At 45.3% G+C, this 24,410-nt stretch carries 29 protein-coding genes and 1 riboswitch; of the genes, 3 read left to right on the top strand and 26 right to left on the bottom strand.

Annotated elements, in window-relative coordinates:
* Window positions 1-27 precede the first annotated feature (27 nt).
* The gene (locus J6I44_RS08935; protein WP_265765737.1) at window positions 28-399 is read right to left on the bottom strand and encodes a hypothetical protein; all 372 of its coding nucleotides are present in this window, start codon (window positions 397-399) and stop codon (window positions 28-30) included.
* A gap of 121 nt (window positions 400-520) precedes the next feature.
* Here J6I44_RS08935 and J6I44_RS08930 point away from each other — a divergent pair, with 121 nt between their 5' ends.
* Window positions 521-712: a hypothetical protein gene (locus tag J6I44_RS08930; RefSeq protein ID WP_265765736.1), complete on the top strand. Its 192-nt coding sequence runs from the start codon at window positions 521-523 to the stop codon at window positions 710-712.
* A 24-nt stretch (window positions 713-736) separates the two neighbouring features.
* Here J6I44_RS08930 and J6I44_RS08925 read toward each other — a convergent pair whose 3' ends face one another.
* The 10 genes from J6I44_RS08925 to J6I44_RS08880 all read right to left on the bottom strand — a co-directional run bounded on the left by J6I44_RS08925 (window position 737) and on the right by J6I44_RS08880 (window position 7,379).
* The gene (locus J6I44_RS08925; protein ID WP_265765735.1) at window positions 737-1,291 is read right to left on the bottom strand and encodes a hypothetical protein; all 555 of its coding nucleotides are present in this window, start codon (window positions 1,289-1,291) and stop codon (window positions 737-739) included.
* 50 nt (window positions 1,292-1,341) lie between these two features.
* Window positions 1,342-1,755, bottom strand: a complete 414-nt coding sequence (locus J6I44_RS08920; RefSeq protein WP_265765734.1) for a hypothetical protein — start codon at window positions 1,753-1,755, stop codon at window positions 1,342-1,344.
* Between the two features lie 134 nt (window positions 1,756-1,889).
* Window positions 1,890-2,666 carry a hypothetical protein gene (locus J6I44_RS08915; protein ID WP_265765733.1) on the bottom strand — a complete coding sequence of 259 codons (777 nt, stop codon included), beginning with the start codon at window positions 2,664-2,666 and terminating at the stop codon, window positions 1,890-1,892.
* Window positions 2,667-2,682: 16 nt separating this feature from the next.
* Entirely contained in the window at window positions 2,683-3,141 is a 459-nt protein-coding gene (locus tag J6I44_RS08910; RefSeq protein WP_265765732.1) for a hypothetical protein, read from the bottom strand.
* Window positions 3,134-3,586 (bottom strand): hypothetical protein, encoded by a 453-nt coding sequence (locus J6I44_RS08905; RefSeq protein WP_265765731.1) that lies wholly within the window; start codon window positions 3,584-3,586, stop codon window positions 3,134-3,136. The genes J6I44_RS08910 and J6I44_RS08905 overlap by 8 nt, the downstream gene beginning before the upstream one ends.
* A 21-nt stretch (window positions 3,587-3,607) precedes the next feature.
* Window positions 3,608-4,039: a hypothetical protein gene (locus tag J6I44_RS08900; RefSeq protein ID WP_265765730.1), complete on the bottom strand. Its 432-nt coding sequence runs from the start codon at window positions 4,037-4,039 to the stop codon at window positions 3,608-3,610.
* Between the two features lie 447 nt (window positions 4,040-4,486).
* On the bottom strand, window positions 4,487-4,768 hold the full coding sequence (locus tag J6I44_RS08895; RefSeq protein ID WP_265765729.1) for a hypothetical protein: 282 nt from the start codon (window positions 4,766-4,768) through the stop codon (window positions 4,487-4,489).
* A gap of 19 nt (window positions 4,769-4,787) precedes the next feature.
* Window positions 4,788-5,219: a tRNA (adenosine(37)-N6)-threonylcarbamoyltransferase complex ATPase subunit type 1 TsaE gene (gene tsaE, locus J6I44_RS08890; protein ID WP_265765728.1), complete on the bottom strand. Its 432-nt coding sequence runs from the start codon at window positions 5,217-5,219 to the stop codon at window positions 4,788-4,790.
* 45 nt (window positions 5,220-5,264) lie between these two features.
* On the bottom strand, window positions 5,265-6,818 hold the full coding sequence (porX, locus tag J6I44_RS08885) for a T9SS response regulator signal transducer PorX (protein WP_265765727.1): 1,554 nt from the start codon (window positions 6,816-6,818) through the stop codon (window positions 5,265-5,267).
* 15 nt (window positions 6,819-6,833) lie between these two features.
* The gene (locus J6I44_RS08880) at window positions 6,834-7,379 is read right to left on the bottom strand and encodes a ComEA family DNA-binding protein (protein ID WP_265765726.1); all 546 of its coding nucleotides are present in this window, start codon (window positions 7,377-7,379) and stop codon (window positions 6,834-6,836) included.
* A gap of 171 nt (window positions 7,380-7,550) precedes the next feature.
* Between J6I44_RS08880 and J6I44_RS08875 the strand changes: the two genes are divergently transcribed.
* Complete coding sequence (locus J6I44_RS08875; protein WP_265765725.1) at window positions 7,551-8,354, top strand: alpha/beta fold hydrolase; 804 nt, start codon at window positions 7,551-7,553, stop codon at window positions 8,352-8,354.
* A gap of 365 nt (window positions 8,355-8,719) precedes the next feature.
* Here J6I44_RS08875 and trhO read toward each other — a convergent pair whose 3' ends face one another.
* Complete coding sequence (gene trhO / locus J6I44_RS08870; RefSeq protein ID WP_265765724.1) at window positions 8,720-9,685, bottom strand: oxygen-dependent tRNA uridine(34) hydroxylase TrhO; 966 nt, start codon at window positions 9,683-9,685, stop codon at window positions 8,720-8,722.
* A 63-nt stretch (window positions 9,686-9,748) separates the two neighbouring features.
* Here trhO and J6I44_RS08865 point away from each other — a divergent pair, with 63 nt between their 5' ends.
* Window positions 9,749-11,524 carry a T9SS type A sorting domain-containing protein gene (locus J6I44_RS08865; protein ID WP_265765723.1) on the top strand — a complete coding sequence of 592 codons (1,776 nt, stop codon included), beginning with the start codon at window positions 9,749-9,751 and terminating at the stop codon, window positions 11,522-11,524.
* A gap of 97 nt (window positions 11,525-11,621) precedes the next feature.
* Here J6I44_RS08865 and fahA read toward each other — a convergent pair whose 3' ends face one another.
* The 14 genes from fahA to thiD all read right to left on the bottom strand — a co-directional run bounded on the left by fahA (window position 11,622) and on the right by thiD (window position 24,121).
* Entirely contained in the window at window positions 11,622-12,920 is a 1,299-nt protein-coding gene (fahA, locus tag J6I44_RS08860) for a fumarylacetoacetase (RefSeq protein ID WP_265765722.1), read from the bottom strand.
* Window positions 12,921-12,983: 63 nt separating this feature from the next.
* Window positions 12,984-13,964 carry a hypothetical protein gene (locus J6I44_RS08855; RefSeq protein ID WP_265765721.1) on the bottom strand — a complete coding sequence of 327 codons (981 nt, stop codon included), beginning with the start codon at window positions 13,962-13,964 and terminating at the stop codon, window positions 12,984-12,986.
* A gap of 66 nt (window positions 13,965-14,030) precedes the next feature.
* Entirely contained in the window at window positions 14,031-15,158 is a 1,128-nt protein-coding gene (gene hemW / locus J6I44_RS08850) for a radical SAM family heme chaperone HemW (RefSeq protein WP_265765720.1), read from the bottom strand.
* 77 nt (window positions 15,159-15,235) lie between these two features.
* Window positions 15,236-15,784 carry a gamma carbonic anhydrase family protein gene (locus J6I44_RS08845; RefSeq protein WP_265765719.1) on the bottom strand — a complete coding sequence of 183 codons (549 nt, stop codon included), beginning with the start codon at window positions 15,782-15,784 and terminating at the stop codon, window positions 15,236-15,238.
* Between the two features lie 65 nt (window positions 15,785-15,849).
* Window positions 15,850-16,473 carry a thiamine phosphate synthase gene (thiE, locus tag J6I44_RS08840; RefSeq protein WP_265765718.1) on the bottom strand — a complete coding sequence of 208 codons (624 nt, stop codon included), beginning with the start codon at window positions 16,471-16,473 and terminating at the stop codon, window positions 15,850-15,852.
* A 129-nt stretch (window positions 16,474-16,602) separates the two neighbouring features.
* On the bottom strand, window positions 16,603-17,229 hold the full coding sequence (thiE, locus tag J6I44_RS08835) for a thiamine phosphate synthase (protein ID WP_265765717.1): 627 nt from the start codon (window positions 17,227-17,229) through the stop codon (window positions 16,603-16,605).
* Window positions 17,222-18,007, bottom strand: coding sequence for a thiazole synthase (locus J6I44_RS08830; RefSeq protein ID WP_265765906.1), 786 nt, complete (start codon window positions 18,005-18,007; stop codon window positions 17,222-17,224). Before J6I44_RS08830 ends, thiE (J6I44_RS08835) begins: the two co-directional genes overlap by 8 nt.
* 162 nt (window positions 18,008-18,169) lie before the next feature.
* The gene (gene thiS / locus J6I44_RS08825; protein WP_265765716.1) at window positions 18,170-18,373 is read right to left on the bottom strand and encodes a sulfur carrier protein ThiS; all 204 of its coding nucleotides are present in this window, start codon (window positions 18,371-18,373) and stop codon (window positions 18,170-18,172) included.
* A gap of 154 nt (window positions 18,374-18,527) precedes the next feature.
* Window positions 18,528-19,655, bottom strand: coding sequence for a glycine oxidase ThiO (gene thiO, locus J6I44_RS08820; protein ID WP_265765715.1), 1,128 nt, complete (start codon window positions 19,653-19,655; stop codon window positions 18,528-18,530).
* Between the two features lie 46 nt (window positions 19,656-19,701).
* Entirely contained in the window at window positions 19,702-20,496 is a 795-nt protein-coding gene (locus J6I44_RS08815) for an energy-coupling factor transporter transmembrane component T family protein (protein WP_265765714.1), read from the bottom strand.
* Window positions 20,486-22,000 carry an ABC transporter ATP-binding protein gene (locus J6I44_RS08810; protein WP_265765713.1) on the bottom strand — a complete coding sequence of 505 codons (1,515 nt, stop codon included), beginning with the start codon at window positions 21,998-22,000 and terminating at the stop codon, window positions 20,486-20,488. Before J6I44_RS08810 ends, J6I44_RS08815 begins: the two co-directional genes overlap by 11 nt.
* Window positions 22,001-22,576, bottom strand: a complete 576-nt coding sequence (locus tag J6I44_RS08805) for an ECF transporter S component (RefSeq protein ID WP_265765712.1) — start codon at window positions 22,574-22,576, stop codon at window positions 22,001-22,003.
* A 13-nt stretch (window positions 22,577-22,589) separates the two neighbouring features.
* The gene (gene tenA, locus J6I44_RS08800) at window positions 22,590-23,264 is read right to left on the bottom strand and encodes a thiaminase II (protein WP_265765711.1); all 675 of its coding nucleotides are present in this window, start codon (window positions 23,262-23,264) and stop codon (window positions 22,590-22,592) included.
* Window positions 23,265-23,284: 20 nt separating this feature from the next.
* Complete coding sequence (gene thiD / locus J6I44_RS08795) at window positions 23,285-24,121, bottom strand: bifunctional hydroxymethylpyrimidine kinase/phosphomethylpyrimidine kinase (RefSeq protein ID WP_265765710.1); 837 nt, start codon at window positions 24,119-24,121, stop codon at window positions 23,285-23,287.
* 122 nt (window positions 24,122-24,243) lie between these two features.
* Window positions 24,244-24,339: riboswitch (TPP riboswitch) on the bottom strand.
* Window positions 24,340-24,410 lie beyond the last annotated feature (71 nt).

The following is a 24,410-nucleotide window of genomic DNA, read 5'->3' as shown; positions in this document are numbered from 1 at the left end:
AAATCATTACCCAAAACCGCCTCTTAGTTATAGAAATCCTCTTTTGTATTTAAAATCAATAAGACTGTCCGAGGTAATTTTAGCTTGAATATACCCACCTGTACTTGCCCTATCGAGATATATGGGTATAGTTAAAGTATCATTTCCGCTTTTCATTATGAGTTTAATATCAGAATCAGTAAGGGGATCAATACGAACAGTTTTTCGCTTACCCTTAGTTATTTTTTCAATCAGATATGAGTTGCCGGATACAGCTACTTCAATATTTTGAATATCAGTAGTTCCAACGTTTTCTAATATTAGTCTGGGATTACCTAAAAAATAATATCTGAATATTAGATAGCCTCCACCTATAATTAGAATTGTAAAAACAGTGATTAGTGTGTTTTTTTTAAACATAGTGTAGTGTATTAACAATCTCCAAGAGACAAGCACAAGTTACCATTATTTTTTGACTCAAGTATCCCCTGCTTAACAGTAGAAAAATGCTTTAAATCTCGGCCTGCTGGTCCTCCAAACAATGCTCATCAGCATTGGTATCTCACTGGGCTTGCTTATTCTCGGTACCCTCACCAATACAGCTGAGTATGATTATACCTTCCTGGGTATCGAGCCTTTTTACCCCGGGCTGGCGGTGAGCATTATTTTGTGGCTATCGGGGCGTGACCGAGATGGAGACTTATGGGAAGAGACGGAGTTTATGGAAAAATAGGTTGCAAGAATATAATCTATTTCATTAATCCTCACCGAAAATAAAAAAATGGAATATATCCTCCTCAATAAAAATATATTCATAAAAGACATGGTGTAAGGGGGTTTCTCCGTAATGTTTTTTATGCTCCTCATTGGTATACGGCCGTAACTCCAGGCTCAAAATATTACATGACCGCTGAAAAATGTTAGATAAAAACTTATCGGCTTTCTGCACGGTTGTATCCGGAACCTGATTTTCTCCATTTATGAGATAGTCGGGATCATCATAGTGTTCTTGCAGCCGTTTCAGGAACTCTTCTTTGGTAATTCGCTTATATAAATCCGGAGAAAGAGATGAAAGCGCGTATGGCCCATGCTGGCCAGATCCCTGAATAGTGTTATCTTCTTTGTCATATCCAATCGGGCCAACGAGGAGATGGTTATATAGCGGTTGACGCATTAGTATGCTTATAAATTCCCTGTCAGATAACGACAGAAGAGAATCTCCATCAGTGCGATATGTCTTAATGCGAATGTACCGATCATTATCCAGGATAATAATCTGTTCGTTCTCGTTTATAAAGTTATACTTTTTCATTGTAGATGTTTCTAATGCTTAATAAGCCCTTTAAACTCTTACGGGAATAATCACTCAATATAATAATCGATGATGGCTCGTTTTTTCTGTTTGTCTGTAAAAATTTGAACTCGTCCTCCATTTTTAAATTTCCTATTATCAGGTTCAACGGAAAATTCTTCTGTCACTTCAAACTCTTTACCTATATTTGGTCCAACCACTGAATAGCTCGAAGCTGATATTGCCCGCTTTTTATAGCTATAGCCCTCTAAAAGCATAGTAAAATCCACAGAATCTACTTCAATTGCGCAGGTAACCAGTACATCGGTAGCGAAGGGCGACTCACAATCAACAACCCTTAGAGAAGCCGGAGACATTTTGATATCCAGCATACTGGCAATGCGTTCCTGGCCTCGAAAGCTATCATATATAAACAAAAAGCTTACTAATAATAGAAATAGTCCAAGGCCCAATATCTTTTTCATTATCGAATAATTTAAGTTCTCCAATCATACCCATTGCTTATCCATACTATTTACCATCGAATTTCACGGTTGTTTTAGCAATTAGTCCTAAAACAACTTGAATTACAAATAAATAAAACCCAAATCATGTATATCTAATAGGGCCAGTTATAACGGCCGGGAATAATGCTCGAATCGACGACTTTCCATTTGTCATAGAATTCCTTCAGGGTCCCTTTGACCGATATATCTTCAATCTTGTAATAGATAGCAAAGTCGGCCTTTCGGTTAAAAGGCACCAAATAGGTTGTTTCTAAATAATGACCATTGGTCCCCGAAGTATCATCAACAATAATTAGTTCATGCCCGGCGTAAGATATTTTCAGATCTTCATGAACGTACTGATTATTCAAAAGATACAAAGGGCTTCTGCTTTCTAATGCTGGGTGCAGGTATTTACTCAGAAGAGAATTATTTAAAATAGATTGCATCATCTTATCTGTCGGCGGCCCTTGCTTTATAAACATCATCTCTTGATGCTGTTCTTTAATAGAATCGTCTAAAATCTCGTATTTTGCCAAATAGATGTTAGTTCGACTAAAAAGTGAGAGATCAATAGAAATAGTGCTGTCGGTCGTATTGAATTTATTAAACTCAAGCACTTTTTGACGGTCGGATAGTTGGGGAACTACTTTTATTGTTTGTTGAGCAACGTTCAATGTGGTTCCAGGCGCCCATTGGATGTTATCATTTTCCAGTAGATATAGCGTATCCCTTACCTTAGGTGATGATTGAATTGAAGGTTCATTGATCACCTTCTCCAATACCATTTCTTGATAAGAACCATCGGGCTTATCAGAGTTACCTCGAGTACAAGAAAGAAATATCAGAAATACAATGATTAAATGTTCCTTACCATTTAGTAGACCCATCACTTAATTATTCAATTCATCCTATACTTTCATCAACCCATCCAACGCTATATCTGATATACTTGTCCTTCGATATTTTTTCTACGATATATATTTGGTCAAAAATATTATGTTTGAACTTTTTGGGTTTTGCATTTTTATAAGCCTCAGTAAGAAAGCCAATATCCTGGAACTGTATGTCAGATCTTTTTCTAAGCACAAGTGTATCCTTAGAGGCTTTGTTTTTGACAAACACAAATTCTTCACTACAAATATCGAATATTTTGTAGTTCTCGATGTCTTCTTTTCTAAATTTACTTACTTCCTGATAACCTTTTCCTTCTACATCTACAGTACAGGTTTCAGTACTGGAGGTATCAAAAAAGATATAGACCGTATCCAGAAGGACTTGTTGAGCTAAACAAACAGCCGGTAACAAAATCAAAAAAAGAAAAATAGAAACCCCGGTCAGTATAACTCGGGATAAATCATTCAATGATACCCAATGCTTCATCATTCCATGTAACATCGTATTTTACGACTTTGTTTTTAGCAATTTGCTCCAAAATAAATACAGTGTCGAATACGTGATGCTTAAACTCTCGGGGTTGTAAGCTGTTATATAACTTATTCATATCCTCAATATCGGCAATTTTCTGTGAAGGTATAGAACCAGTTGAAGTAGTATCAGGACTATATAGCTTTTTGTTGAATACAAATAGTTCATTACATATATGAAAAAATATTAGATCATTACGTGTATCTATTTTTCTAAATTTATTTGTCTTTTGTCGATCTTTTTCCATTCCAGAATCTATTAGACAAGTTTCTGAACTGGTTTCATCAAAGGATATATAGACTGTATCTTTAGGCACTTGTTGTGCCTGACAAAAGGCAGTTACCAAAATCAAAAAAAGAATAAGAAATAAATACTGTTTCATTCTTGGCACCCTTCATATTTGTTATTTTTCTATATAGTTTAAAACAACATTTTCAATCCTCGCCTTTTCAGCATTAGACTTATTAGCCCAGGCATCGATGTCATCATACATGAGACCTTCCCAGGCAAGATCCATATAAAACTGACGAGAATGCTGGAATCGATCAAATCTCTGAATGATATCAGCAATGGTTTCTCGATAGTGATTAGCCATTTGCTGGTGCTGCCAACCTTTTACGTATTTCCTATAATAATAATAGATACCTGGATAATCATCGTTTGAAAGGAGATCCGTTAACTCTTGCCTCGTGAAGTTATCAAAATTGGGATCTTTAGCAATGGCCATCATTTTTCTGTACATCTCTGCATGAATAACTTCATGAGCCATAGTTTTAGCAACCATTAGGTTAGGTCTATAATTAACACCAGCCTTTGTACTATTATTGTTGAGCACAAACAAGAGTGGTTACCCCCCCGACCGTTACAAAAAAGTTGGATTTTTTTAGAAAAGACAAAAAATAAATTAATCAAAGAGACTCTGTCCCGAGGGATCATGAAAGACGACAAGAAGTCAAGCAATACTTATTAGTCGAAAACACCGGCCTCGAATTTATTGGCGGGATAAAGCGAGATGGTAGCAGCGCGTCCGCACAAATTCACACCGGCTCAATCGGTGGTTAAAGTCTCAGAATGGAATGGACCATTGAAATTGTCCAGCGTTGATACAACCGAGCGCCGCCAAGAAATTCATTGCCTTTATTTTTTGGTTCGTTTTGGATCAAGCCAAAATGAACCCTAAATATTAAAAGCATGGCCTGCCGAAAATAAATCAAGAAATCCAACTAAAACGGATAACCGCCGTCTTGCCCCGGTGTGTTTCTAAAGGAACATATAAAATATATCAGGTACTCTTGAGGATGTGCCCCAGGTTGAGCTTGTGGATGGGAATGAGATATTTCATGGCCAGTGCGTCTTTCTCGATATTCAGGATACCGGTGCCGCGGAAATCAACAATACAGTGGCCATCAAGGCAACGAACCACCTCACCGATACCGTAATACTCCGGGCTGGGACCATAGTACACCAAATCACCCAGCTGGATATTATTATCCGCGCGCCGGTTAAAAGGATAGATAACCGGCAGTCGATCCAGTCGATATGAAAGTCTTTTCTTCGTTGCCATAACGCTTGAATATACAGTATTACGATCTCTTTTTACCAATGACAAATTTTCGCACCTCTTTCCCGGTTGCAGTGATGGTTATCCACAGCGCCTCGGGCGGGATTAACGGGGCAATGCGCTCCGGCCATTCGATAACGCAAACGCCGGCTCCATAGAAATATTCTTCAGCTCCAATTTCCAGGGCCTCCTGCGGCGACTCCATCCGGTAGCAATCAAAATGATAGAGTGGTAATCGTCCCCGGTATTCATTAATCAAGGTATAGGTTGGGGATTGCACGCTATTGGGATCGATATCTAACCCTTTGGCAATACCTTTCACCAGGTGCGTCTTGCCGGCTCCCAAATCGCCCTCCAGGCAGAGGATGCCCCCAGCCTCAAGCTCATCAGCTATCTCCTGTCCAAAGGCTATAGTCTCTGCCGGTGATCGAGTTATGCGTTCATCGCTCATCATACCGTCAACATCCTCGTTTATGAAAAATAGTCATTGCGCTGATAACTATAACATGCGTTTAGGGCGAAGGGTTGAAATCGGCAGGATCATCTCCTCCATACTTGCCCCGCCGTGCAAGAACGTATCCCGGTATCGATTTTGATAGCGGTGGTAATCCGTTGGATAAACAAAGTAATAGTCCTCTTTGGCAATGATATAATTATTGGAATGGCGGGGACTCGGTAGCTTATAGTCCGCCGGACGATCGATTAATAAAGTCGTATCTTCGTTGGCTGTCAGGTTGCGTCCATATTTGTAGCGAAGGCTGGTTGAGGTATCCCGATCCCCATATACTTTGGTATCGCGCAGGGCACGAACCGATCCGTGGTCGCTGGTAACAACAATGACAACCTCTTCTTCGGCCAAGGTATTGAAGATATCGTATAGGGAAGAATGCTGGAACCATGTTTTGGTCAGGCTGCGAAAGGCCGGCACATCCGGAGCAATTTCTTTGAGTACATCCGAATCGGATCGCGAGTGCACCAGCGTATCTACAAAGTTATACACAAAGGTGCTAAGCGGTGTCTGCAGGTAGTTATGGATATTATCCATAACCTTATGGCCATCCTTCGCATTAAGCACTTTTTCATATTTTACCTTTTGACCAACCCCCTTACGGCCCATCTGTTTTTTTAGCAACTCTTCCTCAAACTGGTTAAGGGATCGTTCATCTTCTCCCTGGTGCCATAAATCCGGATAAATATCCTCTATCTCGAGCGGAAACAGCCCCGAAAAGATTGCATTTCGTGAATAGGGTGTTGCCGTCGGCAAGATAGAGTAATAGAAATCCGTATCGATGCTGTACGCATCACTCAATAAATTTTGAAACACCAGCCATTGATCATAACGCATGCAATCGATCACCAGAAACAGCGTCTTCTGATCATTTCTTAAATGGGGCAGCACGTACTCATTGACAATATCAGTCGATAAAGCCGGTCGTTGCGGCGTGGACTTGCCCAACCACGACTGATAGTTATCGGTTACGAAACGGCCAAACATCTTATTTGCTTCCTGGTACTGGTCATCCAACACCTGTCGAAGCGATTCGTCACCGCTTTCGAGGTCAATATCCCACTGGATGAGTTGCTTGTAGATATCGATCCATTCCTCCCAGCCGGTATTATCCCGGATACGGTCCGCAATTTTATTGAAGCTGCGCAGATACGACTGGGCAAACTTCTCGCTGCGAATGCGGTGGCGCTCCAGGATTCGCTTGGTTGTCAGCAAAATCTGGTTAGGATTGACCGGCTTAATAAGGTAGTCGGATATCTTACCGCCAATCGCATCTTCCATGATCGACTCCTCTTCACTTTTGGTAATCATGACCACCGGGGGCGGCGAGGGAAGCCGTTTAATTTTATTCAGCGTTGCCAGGCCGTCCATCCCGGGCATCTGCTCATCCAAGAAGACAATATCAAAAGGCTCATCACGGATCAGGGTAACGGCATCGCCCCCGTTGGTGACGGGTGTCACTTCAAATCCTTTATTTTCAAGAAAAATAATATGAGGCTTCAGCTGATCGATCTCATCATCGGCCCAAAGAATACGCTTTGCCATTCGGCTCCAGGTTAATTATTGTGGATCCTTAAGTTTGACAAATGGTTTCAATTTTTCCAGTCGCTTTTCGCCAATTCCCTTTATTTTTTTAAGCTCCTCAATGGTCTTAAACCCACCATTTTTTTGCCGGTACTCAATTATTCGCTTAGAGTAAGCGGGGCCGATGCCCGGCAGCGTTTTCAGGGTCTCCCGATCGGCCTTATTGACGTTTATACGTGATTTATCAGCTTTGGTCGTCGTTTCTTTGGTCTCGGAATCCGACTTTTCATCCGTGGTATCTGCCTCAATAGTATCCGCTATAGCCATCATTGATGCCGCTTTGCGCTCCGGAGGAAAGTACCGCTCCATCCGGGCTGCTTTTTCAGCCTGGAGTTTGGCCGTGCGTTCCTGGAACCGTTGTTTTAGCTCCGCATACTGTTCATCCTGCAATGGATTGGAGGGTTTCAGCGCCAAATTACAGATGGCCAACAGTATTAATAGTACCATTAAAGTAGAAATGGCTTTTCGTTCGGCCGGGGTAACCTTCAACCTTTCAAGGAAAAAGAAAATTCGCCTCTTCATAATCCTTTAATTTTATTAGGATTGTTCTCTCTACAGTTATTTTATACCGTCTTGGCAGTGGAACAAGAAACTCTCATTTATAATCAAAATGACTGCCTATCTATAGGTAAGATCGAAATTCGGGCAAATCCTTACATTTTTTCTTGTTTAGGGCCAAAAATAATCAGATGTTTGCCACCAGATATGCAAAATGGACAGAAATACTTGTACAAAAACCGACCCGTTTCATACCAAAAAATGGGTGCCGGACCTCCCCTGCTTATCCTGCATGGTTGGGGCAGCAGTGGCCAAGTAATGGTACCCTTGGCTAAACAGCTGGCCACACTACGCACTTGCTACATTTTGGATTTACCCGGCTTTGGTAACTCTCCTGAACCAGAACAGGCCTGGGCTGTTGATGACTATGCCGACCTTATCCAGCAGTTCATCGCAGATAAAAAACTGGATAAAGCTGATCTCTTGGTTCATTCTTTTGGAGGACGTATTGCACTTAAACTTTGTGCACGTCCGGCCGGCCAACAACTTATCGGCAAGGTCTTGATAACAGGTGGTGCGGGAATGAAGCCCAAAAGAAGTGCTACCTATTATCTGAAAAAATATACTGCTAAAATACTCAAGGCGCCTTTTGTGATTCTCCCTTCCAGGCTCAGAGAAAAAGCATTGACCAAGCTCCGCCAAACGAGCCTCTGGAAAGCATTAGGCTCCAGCGATTATAGTAAGTTAAGCGGCGTTATGCGGCAGACATTCGTTAAGACGGTCACTGAATACCTCGAGCCATGCCTGCCCAACATCCCACACGATGTGCTACTGCTGTGGGGACGTAACGACCAGGCGGCCCCGCTTTACCAGGCTGAACGTATGGAAGAAGGGATACAAAACGCAGCCCTGGTGGTTATCGATCATGCCGGTCATTACGCCTTCCTGGACCGCCCGACCCATTTTACTTCTATTACCAAAGCTTTTTTTGAAGAATGAAAAGATAACACCTGTTATCGTGTGGAGTGGTTAACATTGATTGAAATAAAAGACCAGTTAACATACGCACCCATTGACTATACTCCTTTTGACCCACTCCTGGCCTCTCCCTACCAGTAGGAAGAGGAACCTTTTTATCTTCTACTTTGACTACTAACCAGGCTGTCTCCTCCTCTGCTTGGAGGGGAAGAATAAGATGGGGTCTCCAAAGCAATGCTCATAAAACCCAAATAGCTTGATAAACTCTTCCAATTCCAACCGCACTACGCGTCATATTTTAATTATCGTGATAAGCGCGGACGCTTAAAACAGCCGGTAAAAGAATAAAAGATGAGCATTTAATGGATAAAAACGTTCTAATCCATCTACTTTTCTTTGCTCTCCATCTCTCGCTCCTTGAACTCCTCATCAAAATAATGATACCACTTGCGGAAAGGGCGAAACGCATTTTCCGGGTCAAAGGGACGTTTATAATCACTTTCGAGGCACTCTTCGCTGCAGCAGCCCTCCATTTTTCGGGCGCCTTCTTCTGAGCAGACAAACAGCTTATTGCACTCCATATTTGCACAGTTGATGTAGGTATCGGCCGGCTTCCCGGTAATCTCACACTTGGAGATTGGCTTCATATCATCCTCATTTACCGGTACTACCAGCCGATCATCAAATACAAAGCACTTCCCTTTATAGTGCTCTCCCCCCTCTTCCGCGGCATATTTTTGGATGCCTCCATGCAGCTGGTTGACATCATGCCAGCCTTTTTCTTTCATCAGTACTGAAAACTTCTCGCAGCGGATGCCCCCGGTACAGTACATAAGTACCTTCTTATCTTTATCCACTTTCTGTTCAAATTCATCCAGCCACTCTGGAAAGTTATAAAAATTCTCTACTTCTGGTGTTATCGCACCCTCAAAATGGCCAATCTTAGACTCGTAGTCATTACGAACATCAATCATTACATAATCTTCATCCGATTCCATAACAGCTCGCCATTCGGCAGGATCAAGATATTTGCCTCCATCTTCAGGATCCACGCCATCCATATGCAATGCAACCAGCTCTTCGCGGGTTTTACACTTAAGTTTGGCAAAAGGGACGTAATCGCTTTCGCTTGTTTTGAACTCAGTTTCTTCAAAGCCCGGGAGACTTCTTAAATACTCTTTATAGCTTGCCACCTGCTCGGGGCTGCCGCCCAATGTACCGTTGATGCCTTCCTCACCGATATAAATTCGTCCTTTGATGCCTGATTCTTTACAGAACTGCTTATGCTCCTCACAAAAGCGTTCCGGATCTTCAATAGCAGTGAATTTGTAATAGAGTATAACTTCGTACATCAGATGTTGTCTAATTTTTTACCAATATAGTAACTGTTTGCAGATCCTAAAATTAAGGGTATTTTGGGAAGAAATGAACTCAAAAACCATACTTTAATGCGTTTTGGCTCCAGGCGTCTATCAATAGCCTTACTTCTCGGCATTTGTTTGCCTATTGTTGCACAAGCCCAGTATGCCAAAATTGATCAGGCCTACAAAGAAGGCAAGCTTTCACTTGATCAAAAAATCGTCTACCAGTTTAATGCCATTCGCCATCCGCAGAAGCTACCCACTCTGTACCGGGAAGGGGAGAACGCTCAACCCTATAAATGTGGGACCCCCGCTTTCAAAGACTTTTACCAAAACCGGTCGAAACTTTCTGCTGCAACTATCCAGCAGGTTGAATCAATGACCACAGCTCCCCGAGTTAACGCTTCCGAAAGCTACGAGTCTCCATCCGGAGCATTTCGTATCGATTATGAAGCTACGGGGCCGAACAAAGTTCCTTCTGTCGACGCTGACAATGATGATATTCCTGATTATGTGGAAGAAGTGGCCGCAGCAGCCGATTCATCCTACCGCCATCAGGTTCAGACCCTTGGCTATTCTGATCCCCTCATTAACGAACAGCCCTACCGTATTGAAATTATCAACCTGGAGTCTATCTATGGCCAAACGATTGCTCCTGCTAATTCAAATACCACCTATATTCAAATCGAAAACGATTTTGCTGAGGGTTTCCCTTCCAATGAAGATCCCGAGGGGGATGCCATCGGGGCCATAAAAGTGACTGTAGCACATGAGTTGAAACATGCCATCCAGTTTGCCGCAACCGGTTGGAGTGGTGAAACCGACCTGTGGGCCGAAATGGACGCCACGCTCATGGAAGAAGTGGTTTATGATGAAGTGAATGACTATTACAATTACCTGGCCGACCCGGCATCCATCTTTAGCGCCCCTGGCACTTCTTTTTATCCGGGCTCCTATTATCATGTGAGCTGGGCCCTTTTTTTTCAGGAACGATATGGTCCGGAGTTCTGGCCTGACGTTTGGGAAATTATCAGAAAGGATCCTTCTATCACGATGGTGGAGGCGCTCAGCCAACAACTGGGTGGCCGGGAAGCCTTTGAGGAAGCGTATATTTCATCTCAGCTGTGGCACTACGCTTCCGGACCTTTGCGCTCGGCCAATGACTTTGGCTTTGAGGAGCGCGACCATTATCCCAGCGCTCAGAGTAAATCAAGCGATTCCTTTTATTCGGATGATATGAAGAAGCCCTATCCAACCAATCCCCAACCTCTTGAAAATTTTTCCGCGACTTATTATACCATTGCCCCTCCGCCGGAGAGCTCGGGAACAGTAGGAGTTGAATTTGCCTCTTCTTCACAAACTTCCTCCTCTACCATTGGAATCATCGCCTTCTTCAATGACGGATCTGTTGATTCCAAAACGATCATTGACACACCTCAGCAAAGCCGCACGCTCGAAACCAGCTGGAACTGGTCCGACATAACTAATATGGGACTTGTCTTTGCAAATGACCAGACTCAACGTACTACTGAGGAAGCAACGCTACAGTTGGGAAACTTAAATTACGATAGCTTTACCGTTTACCAGAACTATCCGAACCCTTTTCGCGAATCTACCACCATTCGGTTTATCCTTGATAAGGCTTCACATATCCAGTTTAAAATTTATGATACCAGCGGCCGGCTCGTGCGAACGTTAATTGATGAGGAGCTTACGGCCGGACCTTATGAAGAATCTTTTAATGCCAGCAACCTGGCTTCCGGGATATATTTCTACCAGCTCATTTCTGATCAGAAGGTGATTGTTAAGAAAATGACGCTGATAAAGTGAGGCAATAGAGGTGAGACGTAAAAATGGAAAACGAAAAATAGATAAGCATTTCCTATAATAAAAAATGTATTACTTAGTACGTATTTCGTACGAAACCTTAGCTCATAGCTATATCTCTGGCTGGAAGTATCTTACCGGTTACTTCTCCAAAGCCAATACGGTAATCTTCTGTATCGGCATAAGCTGTCATGGTTATACGATCTCCATCCTGCAAGAACGTACGCTCTTCCCCATTGGGAAATTTCAGCGGCTTCTCTCCTTTCCAGCTCAGTTCCAGCATACTTCCATACGAATCAGGGTCACTTCCACTAATCGTTCCGGAAGCATATAAATCACCGGGGCGAACATTGCAACCTGTTATGGTCTGATGCGCCAGCTGTTGGCAGATATTCCAATACAAATTTTTTGCATTGGATTTACATATTTGATGGGATTCAGCCATATCGGGTGCTTGTAAATGAACTTCCAGGTCAATATCAAAAGTCCACTTTCCCCTGGACTGAAGGTATGGCAACGGCTCCGGATTTTGCCGAGGCCCTGCTATGCGAAAAGGCTCCAAGGCATCCAGCGTAACAATCCAGGGAGAAATAGACGTCGCCCAGTTTTTGGCCAGGAAAGGCCCCAGCGGTTGATATTCCCACTTTTGAATATCGCGTGCACTCCAATCGTTGACCAGCACCATCCCAAAGATATGCTCTTGGGCCTGCTCTATCGGAATAGGCTGGCCGATCTCGTTTCCAGGCCCGGTCAGGAAGCCCATTTCCAGCTCGAAATCGCATAATTTTGAAGCCCCAAAAACCGGTGTATCGTCGCTATCCGGTGGTAAAATTTGTCCCTGTGGCCGGTGGATATCTGTACCACTTACCACAATAGAACTGGCTCGGCCATGGTAACCTACCGGCAAGTGTTTCCAGTTGGGCTTCAGGGCATTCTCAGGATCTCGAAACATACTCCCCACATTGGTTGCATGCTGTTCAGAGGAATAAAAATCAGTGTAATCCCCGACATCCACCGGAAGCTTCATCGTCACTTCCCTCATTGGTATAAGAACCTCCTCGCGGAGCTCATGGTTATCGCGCAGTGTAGCGGTATCAGAACGAAGTAGATGACTAATTTTTGAACGAGCTTCGGTCCAGGCGGCAGGTCCCAGCGCCACAAAAGAATTCAGGCGTTGCTCCTGAAAAACGGTTACCTCCTGCAGCTCCGGCCCGTCAAAAAAGCCCCGATTCTCTAATTCAGCCAAGTTAACGACAAACTCACCGATGGCTGTGCATATGAATGAAGGGCCTCCATCGACAGGCTGTGCTACCCCGTACGGCAGATTTTGAATGGGAAAGTGGGATTGATCCTGTATTTCAATGAAAGACGTTAGCTGAGGGTCGTTTGTAGGAAGCATCTTCAGAATTAGGTTTGAGTATTAGAAATTCTGTGCATACTGTATTCACTATTGATTTCGAAACTACATCCATTGCAGCTTTTTAAGATCTTCTCGAGGGTCGTCAAAGCTACAGCTACCAAAGGTAGTGATGACCTCATTGCGTAATTTTGTTATCTCTTCTACTGATAAGGACCATTCCTGCCATTTGAATCCAACATCGGTAAATTCAAAATGTTCAGCATCTTCATCGCGTAAAATTTGCTCTAAATTTTTCTGGGATAACCCAAACTTTGCATTTAACATGGCGCCACCAAACACATTAAAAAAGCCGTGCATTTTAGTTTGTACCTCCTCGGCGTAATGCCGCACCGGGTGATGGAGTCCGGCTGTTGCTTTGAGTGCTACATTGTACTCCTTTGCCTGCCGGATCACAAAAGCTATTTGCTCGATGGACGGGAAGGCCCGCTTTTCGACCCCTCCACAGCGTAATTTAAACCCAGCATGTATGCCATTCTCTTCATCCGGTTGATTATTATGCACCTCAATACCTTTCAGAATTTCACTTATATCTTTCTGCCAACTTTCCTCAAAATAGGCTTCAAAAAAGACGCTTCCAGGCAACGTGGAATCATCCCCAAAATGTTTTTCTGTTATTCGACAGGCTTCAGCTACAAGCGATTGATCATTGGCAAACACCACTTCACGAGGCAAGGCTATCTCAAACATATCTGTCGTCACAGATCCGGGATAAACGGTGTGCAACTGCTCCATAGCTGCTACTGTTTCATCAAGATAGGCCGAAAATTCGGAAAGAGTTTCCGTACGTTTTCCCAATACTGAAAAATCCCAGGGCTTTTTTTCTGTAAACAGGGATTCCCCATAAGGTGATAGTTCTTGAAGCTTTGAGACAGGTATAATAAACCGAGAGAGCATCCAGACGTCACTGCTTCGCCGGTAGGTTTCATAATTTATCAAGGCACTTTCAAGTGAAAGGTCGGCCGGTGGAAAAAGACCAGCATAATCAACAATCCTCTCCATAAATGCTTCAAAACTCTTATACATAGACCTCACCATTAATGACTGTTCACCATCAATGATAAAGTTGAGCTATTTACTGCACATATTCAATCAATAAAGTGTTACCAAGTCAAGAATAATGGCATCCGCAATTTTTATTCCCTCATCGGTTAACTTGATCCGTTCATCAAACAGCATTTTTTGCTCTGCCTGTCGATCCTCTAAATACCTTTTTTGTCGGTCATTCAGGCTATAATCATATCGCCGTTCAAGCTCTTTTACGCCTACGCCCTCACGGGTCCTCAGTCCCATCATCAGCCGTTCTTCGGCCAGCTGTTCTCTGGTAAGTATTTCACGATTAGTTTGGATATCTTCACCACGCAAATATGCCCGCAAGTCTCGTTTCTGCTCCCATCGCTCGACCTTCTCTTCCCACCAGAATGAATGGGCGCCCGGCCCCAATCCCAAATAGTTGTAATGTTTCCAGTAGTTGCTATTATGCACTGCTTCGCATCCCGGTTTGCTATAATTACTCACTTCATACCGCTGGATGCCGTGCTCTTTCAATTTGTTGTAAACCAAATCAAAATGTTGAGCTACGGCATCATCTTCCGGAGCTACTATGCGACCCAGCTCTACTTGCCTGCCCAGCCGGGTATCGGGCTCTACCGTTAGTGAGTAAGCCGAAATATGCGGTGGATCAAACTCCAGCAACAACTCAATATCACTGTTGAGCTGATCCAGCGTCTGCCCCGGATTTCCATAAATCAGATCTACAGTAAAGGAATTGAAGCGCGATTGCTGCAACACCTCCAGACATTGGAGTGCTTCATCTCTGGAATGAGCCCGATTCATCTTCTCCAACAATTCGGGCTGAAAGGTCTGCACGCCCATACTAAGTCGCGTGATACCTATGGACTTCAAAGCCTGCAAAAATTCCTTGGTTACATCGTCCGGATTGACCTCGAATGTTATTTCATCCAAATCCAGCGGAAAGATACGACAGATTTCATGCAGGATGCGCTCTACCTGTTTCGGCTCAAGCAAGGAAGGCGTCCCGCCGCCAAAATAAATTGTTTCCACAGATTCGGAGGTATAGGCAGTTCCCTCGTAATCTTGAATCTCCCGGATAAGCTGATCCACAAAGTGCTCCCGCTCCGAGGTCCGGGTTACAAAATAAAAATCGCAGTACGAGCAGGCCTGCTTACAAAACGGAATATGGATATACAGTCCGGACACAACAATTAAAAATTAGGAATTAAGAATTAAGAATTAAAAATGAAGTATTCCCTCTCCAATTGATCATTTTTAATTTTTCATTCATCCTTGTCATAAAACGGGTTGGTCTCGTAGGTATCTTTTTGCATATACGCCCGGGCATATTTTACGTAGTTATCGGCATGCTCTTTAATTGATGCGATCTCTTCATCCGTCAATTTACGCACCTGTTTCACGGGCGTACCCATATACATATAACCCGATTCCAGCCGTTTACCCGGAGGTACCAGGCTGCCCGCTGCCACAATCACATCTGATTCAATAATAGCTTCATCCAAAATGGTTGCATGTATTCCAATTAAGGCCTGGTCGTGGATCGTACAGCCATGCACCATGGCATTGTGCCCTATCGTTACATCGTTTCCTATCTCCGTAGGCCCCGTCTGGTTCATCACATGAATACAGCTATTATCCTGGATGTTGGTCCGCTGACCAATTTCAATCCAGTTTACATCTCCGCGGATCGTCGTATTGAACCAGGCACTACTCTCCTCGCCCAAGACAACATCGCCGATAATATCGGCACTGGGTGCTACAAATACCGAATCGGGGTAGTCGGGCTTGGCATCAAGAAATTCGTAAATCATTGTTGTATAACTTTTAAGCTTTATCAAGTATCCAAGCTGAAAATAGAGAAATTAGCCACATCTTCCTATTCAAACAGCTGGACCAATTCACGGGCCGCCTGTTCCGGTTCTGGAGCAGCACAAATGGCAGAACTTACAGCCAGTAGATCAGCGCCGGCAGCTATTACATCGGCTGCCCGGCTGTGCGTAATGCCCCCTATGGCTACCAGTGGAACCAATAGTTCCTGCTCTACTTGCCGAAGTGTTGATAATCCCCGCGGAGCATACTCTTTGTGTTTTGTTGAAGTCTCGTAAATATGGCCCAGCGCCACATAGTCTGCTCCCGCTTCTTCTACCGCTCTTGCCTCCCCAAGGTTAGAAGAAGTGCCACCAATGACCATTTCATCTCCCAACAGCTCGCGAGCTACCGGAATCGGCAGATCACCCTGCCCCAGGTGGACGCCATCCGCGCCGCCGGCCATCGCCAAGTCCACCCGGTCATTTACAATAAGCAGGCTGTCTTCTTTGCTATCCAGTGCGGCAATGGTCTGGATTTCTTCACGAGCCCGTCGGTCAGAAACCTGCTTATTTCGATACTGCACCAGCTGCACGCCCGCTTTAAAGGCAAAATCAGCCAATTCAACGTGCGAATATTGATTTTGAATCTGGGTATCGGTAATCAGATAAACGCCTGATAGTTTCTTCTTCATAATGTGTTGTAACATTAAGTTCAAAAGGATTGAGAAACACAACCCTCCCCGCCTTCGGCGGTACTCCCTTTGCTAAGGGAGACTTTTCTTGCCTGTATTTTATTAGTGTGACTTACTATAAAACTTCCTTCATAATTTGTTCAATATGGACTTCCATTGATCAACTTTTTGCCGGACCGAATCAGCGGCCATAATGGATGAAATGCCGGCCACACCGTATGCCCCGGATTGCAGGCATGGCTCCACCCGATCGGGACGCACGCCTCCAACTCCAAATATCGGTAACTGAACTGCATCCACAACGGCTTGTAATTTCTCCAATCCCTGCGGCTCGCCATACCTTGCTTTGGATGGGGTAAAAAACACTGGTCCGAATAGTAGAAAATCAGCTCCTTCTTTCTCCGCACGTTTGGCTGCTTCTTTAGAATGGACGCTGGCCCCGATGGAAAGATCAGGCCAGTGCTTTCGTATATCGGAGGGCGACAACCCGCTTTCCCGGCAATGCATGCCATTGGCCCCGACGGCCGAAGCAATATCTGGCCGCCCGTTTATAAAAAGATGCGTGTTATAACGTGCCGTAATTTCTCTTACTTCAGTCGCTAATTGATAGAGATCATGGTCTGGCAAATCTTTTTCGCGCAGCTGAACGGCTCCTATCCCGGCACGGCAAGCTTCCTCCACGACTTGTGGCAGGGAACGAGGAGCACAGGCCTTGCGGTTGGTAATCAGGTAATAGCGAAAGTTTGGCTCACTCATTATGCTGTACATCAATGAGCCCTTCTTCCGGGCTGGACGCTTTGGCATACAACCGACGAGGCATCCGCCCGGCTTCATACGCCAAACGCCCGGCCTCTATCCCTTTACGCATGGCTTCCGCCATCTCTACCGGGTGTTTGGCCTGCGAAACGGCGCTGTTCAAAAGTACCGCATCCATCCCTAATTCAAGGGCAATAGCGGCATCCGAGGCCGTACCGACTCCGGCATCCACAATGACCGGTACGTCTACCTGTTCTTTGATAATGCGCAGGTTATAGGGATTTCGAATGCCCATGCCTGAGCCAATGGGCGCGCCGAGCGGCATCACGGCAGCGCATCCCATGCGGGCCAGCTTTTTGCAAGTGATGGGATCGTCGTTGGTATACGGCAAAACCACAAATCCCTCCAGCAGTAACTCTTCGGCGGCTTTGAGCAGCTCCGGCACATCCGGGAAAAGAGTATCTTCATCCCCGATTACTTCCAGCTTAATCCAGTTGGTATCGAGGGCCTCGCGTGCCATCTTGGCCGTGAGCACCGCTTCTTTAGCGGTATAACAGCCGGCCGTGTTGGGTAACAGCTTGTATCCACCTTCCTGCAAGTAGCTCAACACGTCAATCTGACCATTATTCTCGAGGTTCGCCCGCCGGATGGCCACGGTCACCATTTCGGTGCCACTCGCTTCCAGTGCCCGGCACATCGTATCGGGATCGGGGAATCGGGCACTCCCCACAATTAACCGTGATTCGAATGTTTCCTCTGCTATCGTCAGTTTTTCCATAATTATTGTATTGATATCCATCTGACCACTGATTTAGAGGTCAGGCGGATTAATTTAAATTTTATAAGATGGCAGCAACCAGCAAGGTGGACTCCATCATCCTAACTTATATTTCAAGCGTGGACGCTTGAAATAACCTCTTCGGGAACTTTTTAAAACTTATCATCCACCCTGGGTCGCACGGATAACTTCAACCCGGTCTCCTTCTTCCAGCCGCCGCGCTGACCACTGTTCTTTTGCAACCACCGATTCATTAACGGCCACTGCCATTCCACCAGCCTCCAAATCCTGACCGGTTTCCTTGAGCAGCTCCTTTACCGTTTGAGCGTTCGTCTGGGTGCTATTTCCATTCAGTTTAATATCCATAATTATAACATTATACTATTTGAAGACTTTGTAAAACCTAATTATCATCGCGAACGTAGTGTGGCGATCTCCTTTTATAGCTTTTAACCGAAGATTGCTTTCCCGAACCCTCGGGACAATCACAAGCTCGGATTTTGGGGTTTTACAAAAACCTCTATTCATAAAATCGTTCGGGCCGAAAGTTGTGCAGTACTTCCGATCGTTTTCCATCCAATATCTCTTTGGATACTTCAAAAGCCGTAATTGGCATTAACAAAATGCCGTTGCGATGATGCCCCCCTGCCATATAAACACCCGGCATAGACGTTGGCCCAATGACCGGCAGGTTGTCTTTAGCAGCCGGACGTAATCCGGCAATGGTTTCTACCATGGGCAAATCATAAATTGAAGGTACCACCTCCCAACCATATTCCAGCAGATATTTGAGTCCACCGGCTGTTACCTCTGTATCAAACCCTTTGTCTTCGCTGGTAGCTCCCAGACGGATCGTCTTATCTTCTTTGGGCACCAGGTATGTTCGCGGCGAACGAACGATGCAACTCAAATCGCAATCCCGCGTTTGCTTCAGAGTTATAATCTGGCCCTTTTCAGGACGAAACAAAGGTCCGTACTTCTCTGGAAGTCCACCAAGCTGACCACTCCAGCTTCCGGCTGCAATCACGATGGCATCTGCTGCTATAGGGTTTTCCTCACCAGCTGTCCCTACATATAACGAACTATCCTGTCGTTGAATTTCATCTACCGATGTCTGCTCATACAGCATGCCCCCCCGATTCAAAAACGCCTGCTTTAAGGCCTTCAGCAGTTTACGATTATCAATTTGTGCATCCTGTGATAACCAGACTGCCGATACCACATTCGGAGACAAGTACGGCTCACGCTCACGGGCAGCGGTACCGGTCATTAGCTCTACAGGAAGTTCCAACTCTTCCCTAAAATCATATAATCTCCGTAGCTGTTCCGTATCGTCTCGATCGATGCCCACCATCAGTGTACCGCAACGATCCAGTGTTGGAAGATCATCGGTATCTTCGGCCAGCTGGTCCAAAAACTCCGGATACAGCTGCAGGCTTTTTTGTCCCAATTTCATAAGCTCGATTTCCTCGAAGCCCACTTCGGCATAAGGCGCCAGCATCCCGGCAGCCACATAACTGGTATGGCTTCCGACTTCATCGCGTTCCAGCAGGGTTACCTTAGCGCCTTTACGCAGCAGCTGCCAGCCGATACTAAGTCCAATGACACCACCTCCGATGATGGCAATATGTTCTGGTTTCTTTTTCATTATTTTGATAGATGCTTCTTTGCTAATTTCAAACCAAATAACTTAATCAAAATCGTACGTCCGTTATTTCAACGAAGGGGAAATGCCAGCCAATCCACCAAGCGATTGTAAAAATCCCAATCCAACTGAAAAGCATCAACGCATCCATTCCGGAAAACCCTGTTTGATAATAATAGGTCCGATCGCCCTGTCTATTAAATTGCCGTGCTTCCATAGATACGGCAATGCGCTGGGCGCGCCGGATACTTTGAGCCAGTAAAGGGATCGCATACATTTTCATTCGCTGTACCAGTCCCCGCCCATTACTTCTGAACTGCACACCACGAACTTTATATGCCCTCCGTAACGTTTTAAACTCCTGTAATATGAGCGGAAGTAATCGCAGCGAAGCCATAAAACCATAAGCATAGCGCGGCGGTAATTTTAGCTGCTGCATCAGGGAATAAAATAGCAAAACAGGGCGGGTCGTCAGCGCAAAGAGCAACCCCATCATCCCAAAACAAAGGGCCCGAAGAGCCACATGCAGACCACGAAAAAAACTTTCTCTGCTGATATTGACCGGCCCCCACTGCCACCAAAGCGTATCACCCTGCCCAAATAGAACCATCGACATCCCTGTTGAAATAAAGACGAATAAAAATGGTAGTAAAAAAAGAGCAACTCTATTTGCAGGATGTCCAGAGGTCAAAAACAGCAGACCCGTCAGTAGACCCGTGAGCACCAGAAGTACATTTACGTTATGGATGAACAGAATAACAGCCATCCCAAGGATCATGGCTCCTAATTTCATAGCAGGATTTACACTATGCATCCACGAGGTATGCTCTGAACTATACAGCATGCGACACCTCTTCTCTACTGGATGCTTTTGAAGCTCGAGCCCCGGGAATATCCGCCTTCAATTCTCCACCTTTGACCTGCCAAACCCGGGTTGCAAACCGTTGTACAACCTGTGGGTTGTGCGTCACCATCAGCAGAGCTGTACCCTTACGGCGACAGGCTTCAAGCCGTTCCAAAATAGCAAAAGTATTCCCCGCATCCTGCCCAAAGGTCGGTTCGTCCAGCAGTAACAAAGAACGATCCTGTACAACGCTTGAAGCCACACTTAGCCTACGCTTTTGTCCCGTTGACAGCGTATAGGGATTTTGATCAGCCAGCTCAGCAAGTCCAAACGGCTCCATGACCGCCTGCACACGTTGATTGATCTTTTCTTTCTGCCAATCGGGATGATGGCGCTCCAGCGTAAACGCTATATCCTCCCTCACACTTTGCCCAACAAACTGCAGCTCAGGGTTTTGAAATAAAAAGCCAACTTCTGAAGCTAACTGTTCCGTATTTTTAATGGGTTTTCCATCCAGGTAGCACACTCCTTCTGTTCGAACCAGCTGCATGAGGGCCATCAGAAGGGTACTTTTGCCCGCGCCGTTAGGCCCCGTGACGGCAATCCATTCACCAGCATGGACTTCCAACGCTGGTAGCCTAATACAGACCTCCTCATCCCGATATCCTTTTAATGGATCAATTTGTAAGACCGGCGGACTCTTTTTCTTGTTACCCTTAGTCAATGAAAGTTGCTTAGTTTGTTCATCATATTTATCCCAACTTTCGGCATGCCAAATGCCATACTGATCCAGTAGTGACTGGTTCTCCCTCTGGATTTTCGCTGGCGTAGTGTCAAGTATAAGGTTAGCCTGATCGTCCAGTACTACCACTCGGTCCATGTAATCGATAATCTTTTCGATCTTATGCTCAACAACCAACAGCGTTTTGTTGGCACTTAGTCGACGCACCTGTTGCCAAATAGCCTCCGTACCGGCCGGATCCAGCAAGGCCGTTGGCTCATCCAGCACCAAGGTGTCGGGCTTCAGTGCCAGGGCCGAAGCCAGGGCCAGCCGCTGCTTTTGTCCTTGCGAAAGTGTTGCAATCGGTTGGTGGATGGTTTCAAGATTTAATCCAACCATCTGTAGGTATTTATGAATACGTGCAGGCATTACCTCCTGTGGCGTACCTAAATTCTCCAACACAAAGGCAATCTCTTCATCCACATAGGGCATACAAAATTGGGCATCCGGATCCTGAAAAACATAGCCCCAGGAATGAAATAGTCGCCGCTGTTCCCACTTCACCGGTACTTGGATCGCATCCGGAACGAGCCTCGTAAGTACCTTTAGTAAGGTCGACTTTCCAGAGCCAGAGGGACCTAAAAGCAGCACTTTTTCTCCCCTCTTGATATCGAGAGAGAATCCATTGAAAAGCGGAGCCTCACTCTTCGGAAACTGCAGCTTTAAATGCGTAATTTGGGCAGCGCATGAGGACGCATCGGTATGTGGACTATTACCACTCATCTATTGAGACTCAAACTGATTGGTATCAATGGGGCGCACCAATTCTGCAACTCCTGTTTTCTCGAGCGCTGCTACCAATCGATAGGCTAAGAATCCCGCAAGGGTTATGGCTCCTACCATCCTGAAGAGCACCAGTAGCGATAGGTTCCACATGGCTAAATCAGTGATATAACCTTGTAAAGAATCCAATAAGAGGGATCCGATCGTAGCAGCCATAGCAGCCAGCATGGCAATAGTCATTGAATATTTTCGATAGCCCACCGCTGCAAATACCATTTCTGCGGCCAGCCCCTGCACCAGCCCGGATAACAAAACGGCCAGGCCCCATTCCGAACCGATGATAAATTCGCCGGAAGCAGCCGCAACTTCGGCTAACAATCCCACGCCCGGTTTTCGAATTAACAGGTACGCCACCGTAGCGGCTATAAACCACATGCCGTAGATCAGTTGCTCCAGATGCAACCCCAGTGGCTTGATAGCATAGTAGAGCGGCCCCCATAGTTTGTAGATAACCCCAAAGACCAGGGCAATGACCGTCGTTACCAAAATATCAGTTAATGTTAGCCGATAGCTCATAGTTTCTGTTCTTTTATGCGGGAATGGCTTCTTTTGGTTGTTTTGCCCACTCTTCCATTTGGTAGGCACTGTCCCAGAACATCCACTCCAGCTGCGAGGAACGAACAAAAGCATGCATCATCTCCCGGCGACGACTTTCCGGTTCTTCTCCCGCTATTTCATCAGTTATGGCAATCGCCTTTTCTACGCTTTCATTGAAGTCCTCACCCGCATAGGTATCAATCCATTCTTGATAGGGATTATCAGGAACAGCATTTTCATAAATATGCAGGCCGGCTTCGCGATAGATCCAGAAGCAAGGCAGCAGTGCCGCAATGGATACCGCATTATCGCTCATGTTGGCCGTAGACAGCAAAAAGTTGGTATACGAAAAACAGGTCGGAGATTTTTGGATATCAACCCCCGAATCGAACTGCTCATAAAACTGTCCGTGAAGCTTCCGTTCTACGCTGATGGCGTTTGTGGCAAAGTTGAGAAACGCCCGCGTATGGTCATTGCTATCTGCACGAATACCGGCCAGCGACAGCGCTTTTGAATAGTCGGCCAGGTAAAGGGTATCCTGCTTCATATAGAATAAAAACTTTTCTTCGGGCAAAGAACCGTCGGTAAGCTCCTTGATGAAGGGCAGTTCCAAGACTGCATCGTAGATTGGCGTAATTCGATTCCAGAGTTGTTCGCTAAATTTCATGATCGGTTGAATAGTTAAAATTAAGTCCAGGTTTGATAAAAATGATGTAGCGGTCCACTTCCTTCCCCAAGCTGATACTCGCTACCGGCCCGAATGGCTTCGGTGATATAATTTTTAGCTGTCTGCACGGCCTCTGGTAGCGACTTTCCCTTGGCTCTCGCAGAAGCTATGGCAGACGATAACGTGCATCCAGTTCCGTGTGTATTTGAGGTATCAATACGCCTGGAGCGATACCAGTGGATGTCAATGCCTTTATCCCCGGGAAGGGCCATTACCAGGCAGTCTGCGCTTTCGGATTCTTCCAGCAGGTGCCCCCCTTTCAATAGAACCGCACGTGGCCCCATCTGCAGCAGATCGCGGGCAGCTGTCTCAATATCGTCCTCTGTTTTGATATCAGTATCAAGCAACTTCTCAGCTTCAGGAAGGTTCGGTGTGATCACTTCGCATAAGGGGAAAAGCGTTGTTTGCAAAACTTCGATGGCTTCGTCCTCAATCAGCTGATGACCACTTTGAGAAACCATCACCGGATCGAGTACTACCTTTTCCAACTGATACTCTTCGATACGGTCGGCCACGGCCTGGATAAGTTCGGCGTTAAACAGCATGCCGATCTTGACCGCATCCACACCAATGTCTTCAACGACGGCATCAATTTGGGCAGCCAAAAAGGTTGGGGGCACTTCGTGGATGGCCCGGACTTCCTTCGTATTTTGGGCAGTGAGGGCTGCAAAGGCACTCATCCCATAACATCCAAGGGCAGACATGGTTTTAAGATCGGCCTGTACACCGGCCCCACCGCCACTGTCTGATCCGGCAACCGTTAATACCCGATGATAGCTCTTAGGTTTACGTGTCATATTGCTCTGGCTTCATTGATCGCATAAAATGTATGCGATTCTACATTAATTGAGGTTAAGCAGCCATAGAGTGGCTTTAATTTGTGCTGCTTACCGCCAGAGAGGCAGAAATGGATTACAATCGATAATGTGTGTCGTTTCCCTACGCTGGTTTTACCCAGATCAGGTTGTCAGGATTTCATCTCAGCCGCATTCCTGCAGCACTCCTAACGACAAGCAACAAGTAGTTTAACACTGCTTTGATGATATTCTTTTTTTACTCCGTATGCAAATAGCCCCAGGATAATTA

Source organism: Fodinibius salsisoli (assembly GCF_026229185.1).
GTDB lineage: Bacteria > Bacteroidota > Rhodothermia > Balneolales > Balneolaceae > Fodinibius > Fodinibius salsisoli.
This window is presented reverse-complemented; position numbering and strand designations above follow the sequence as displayed.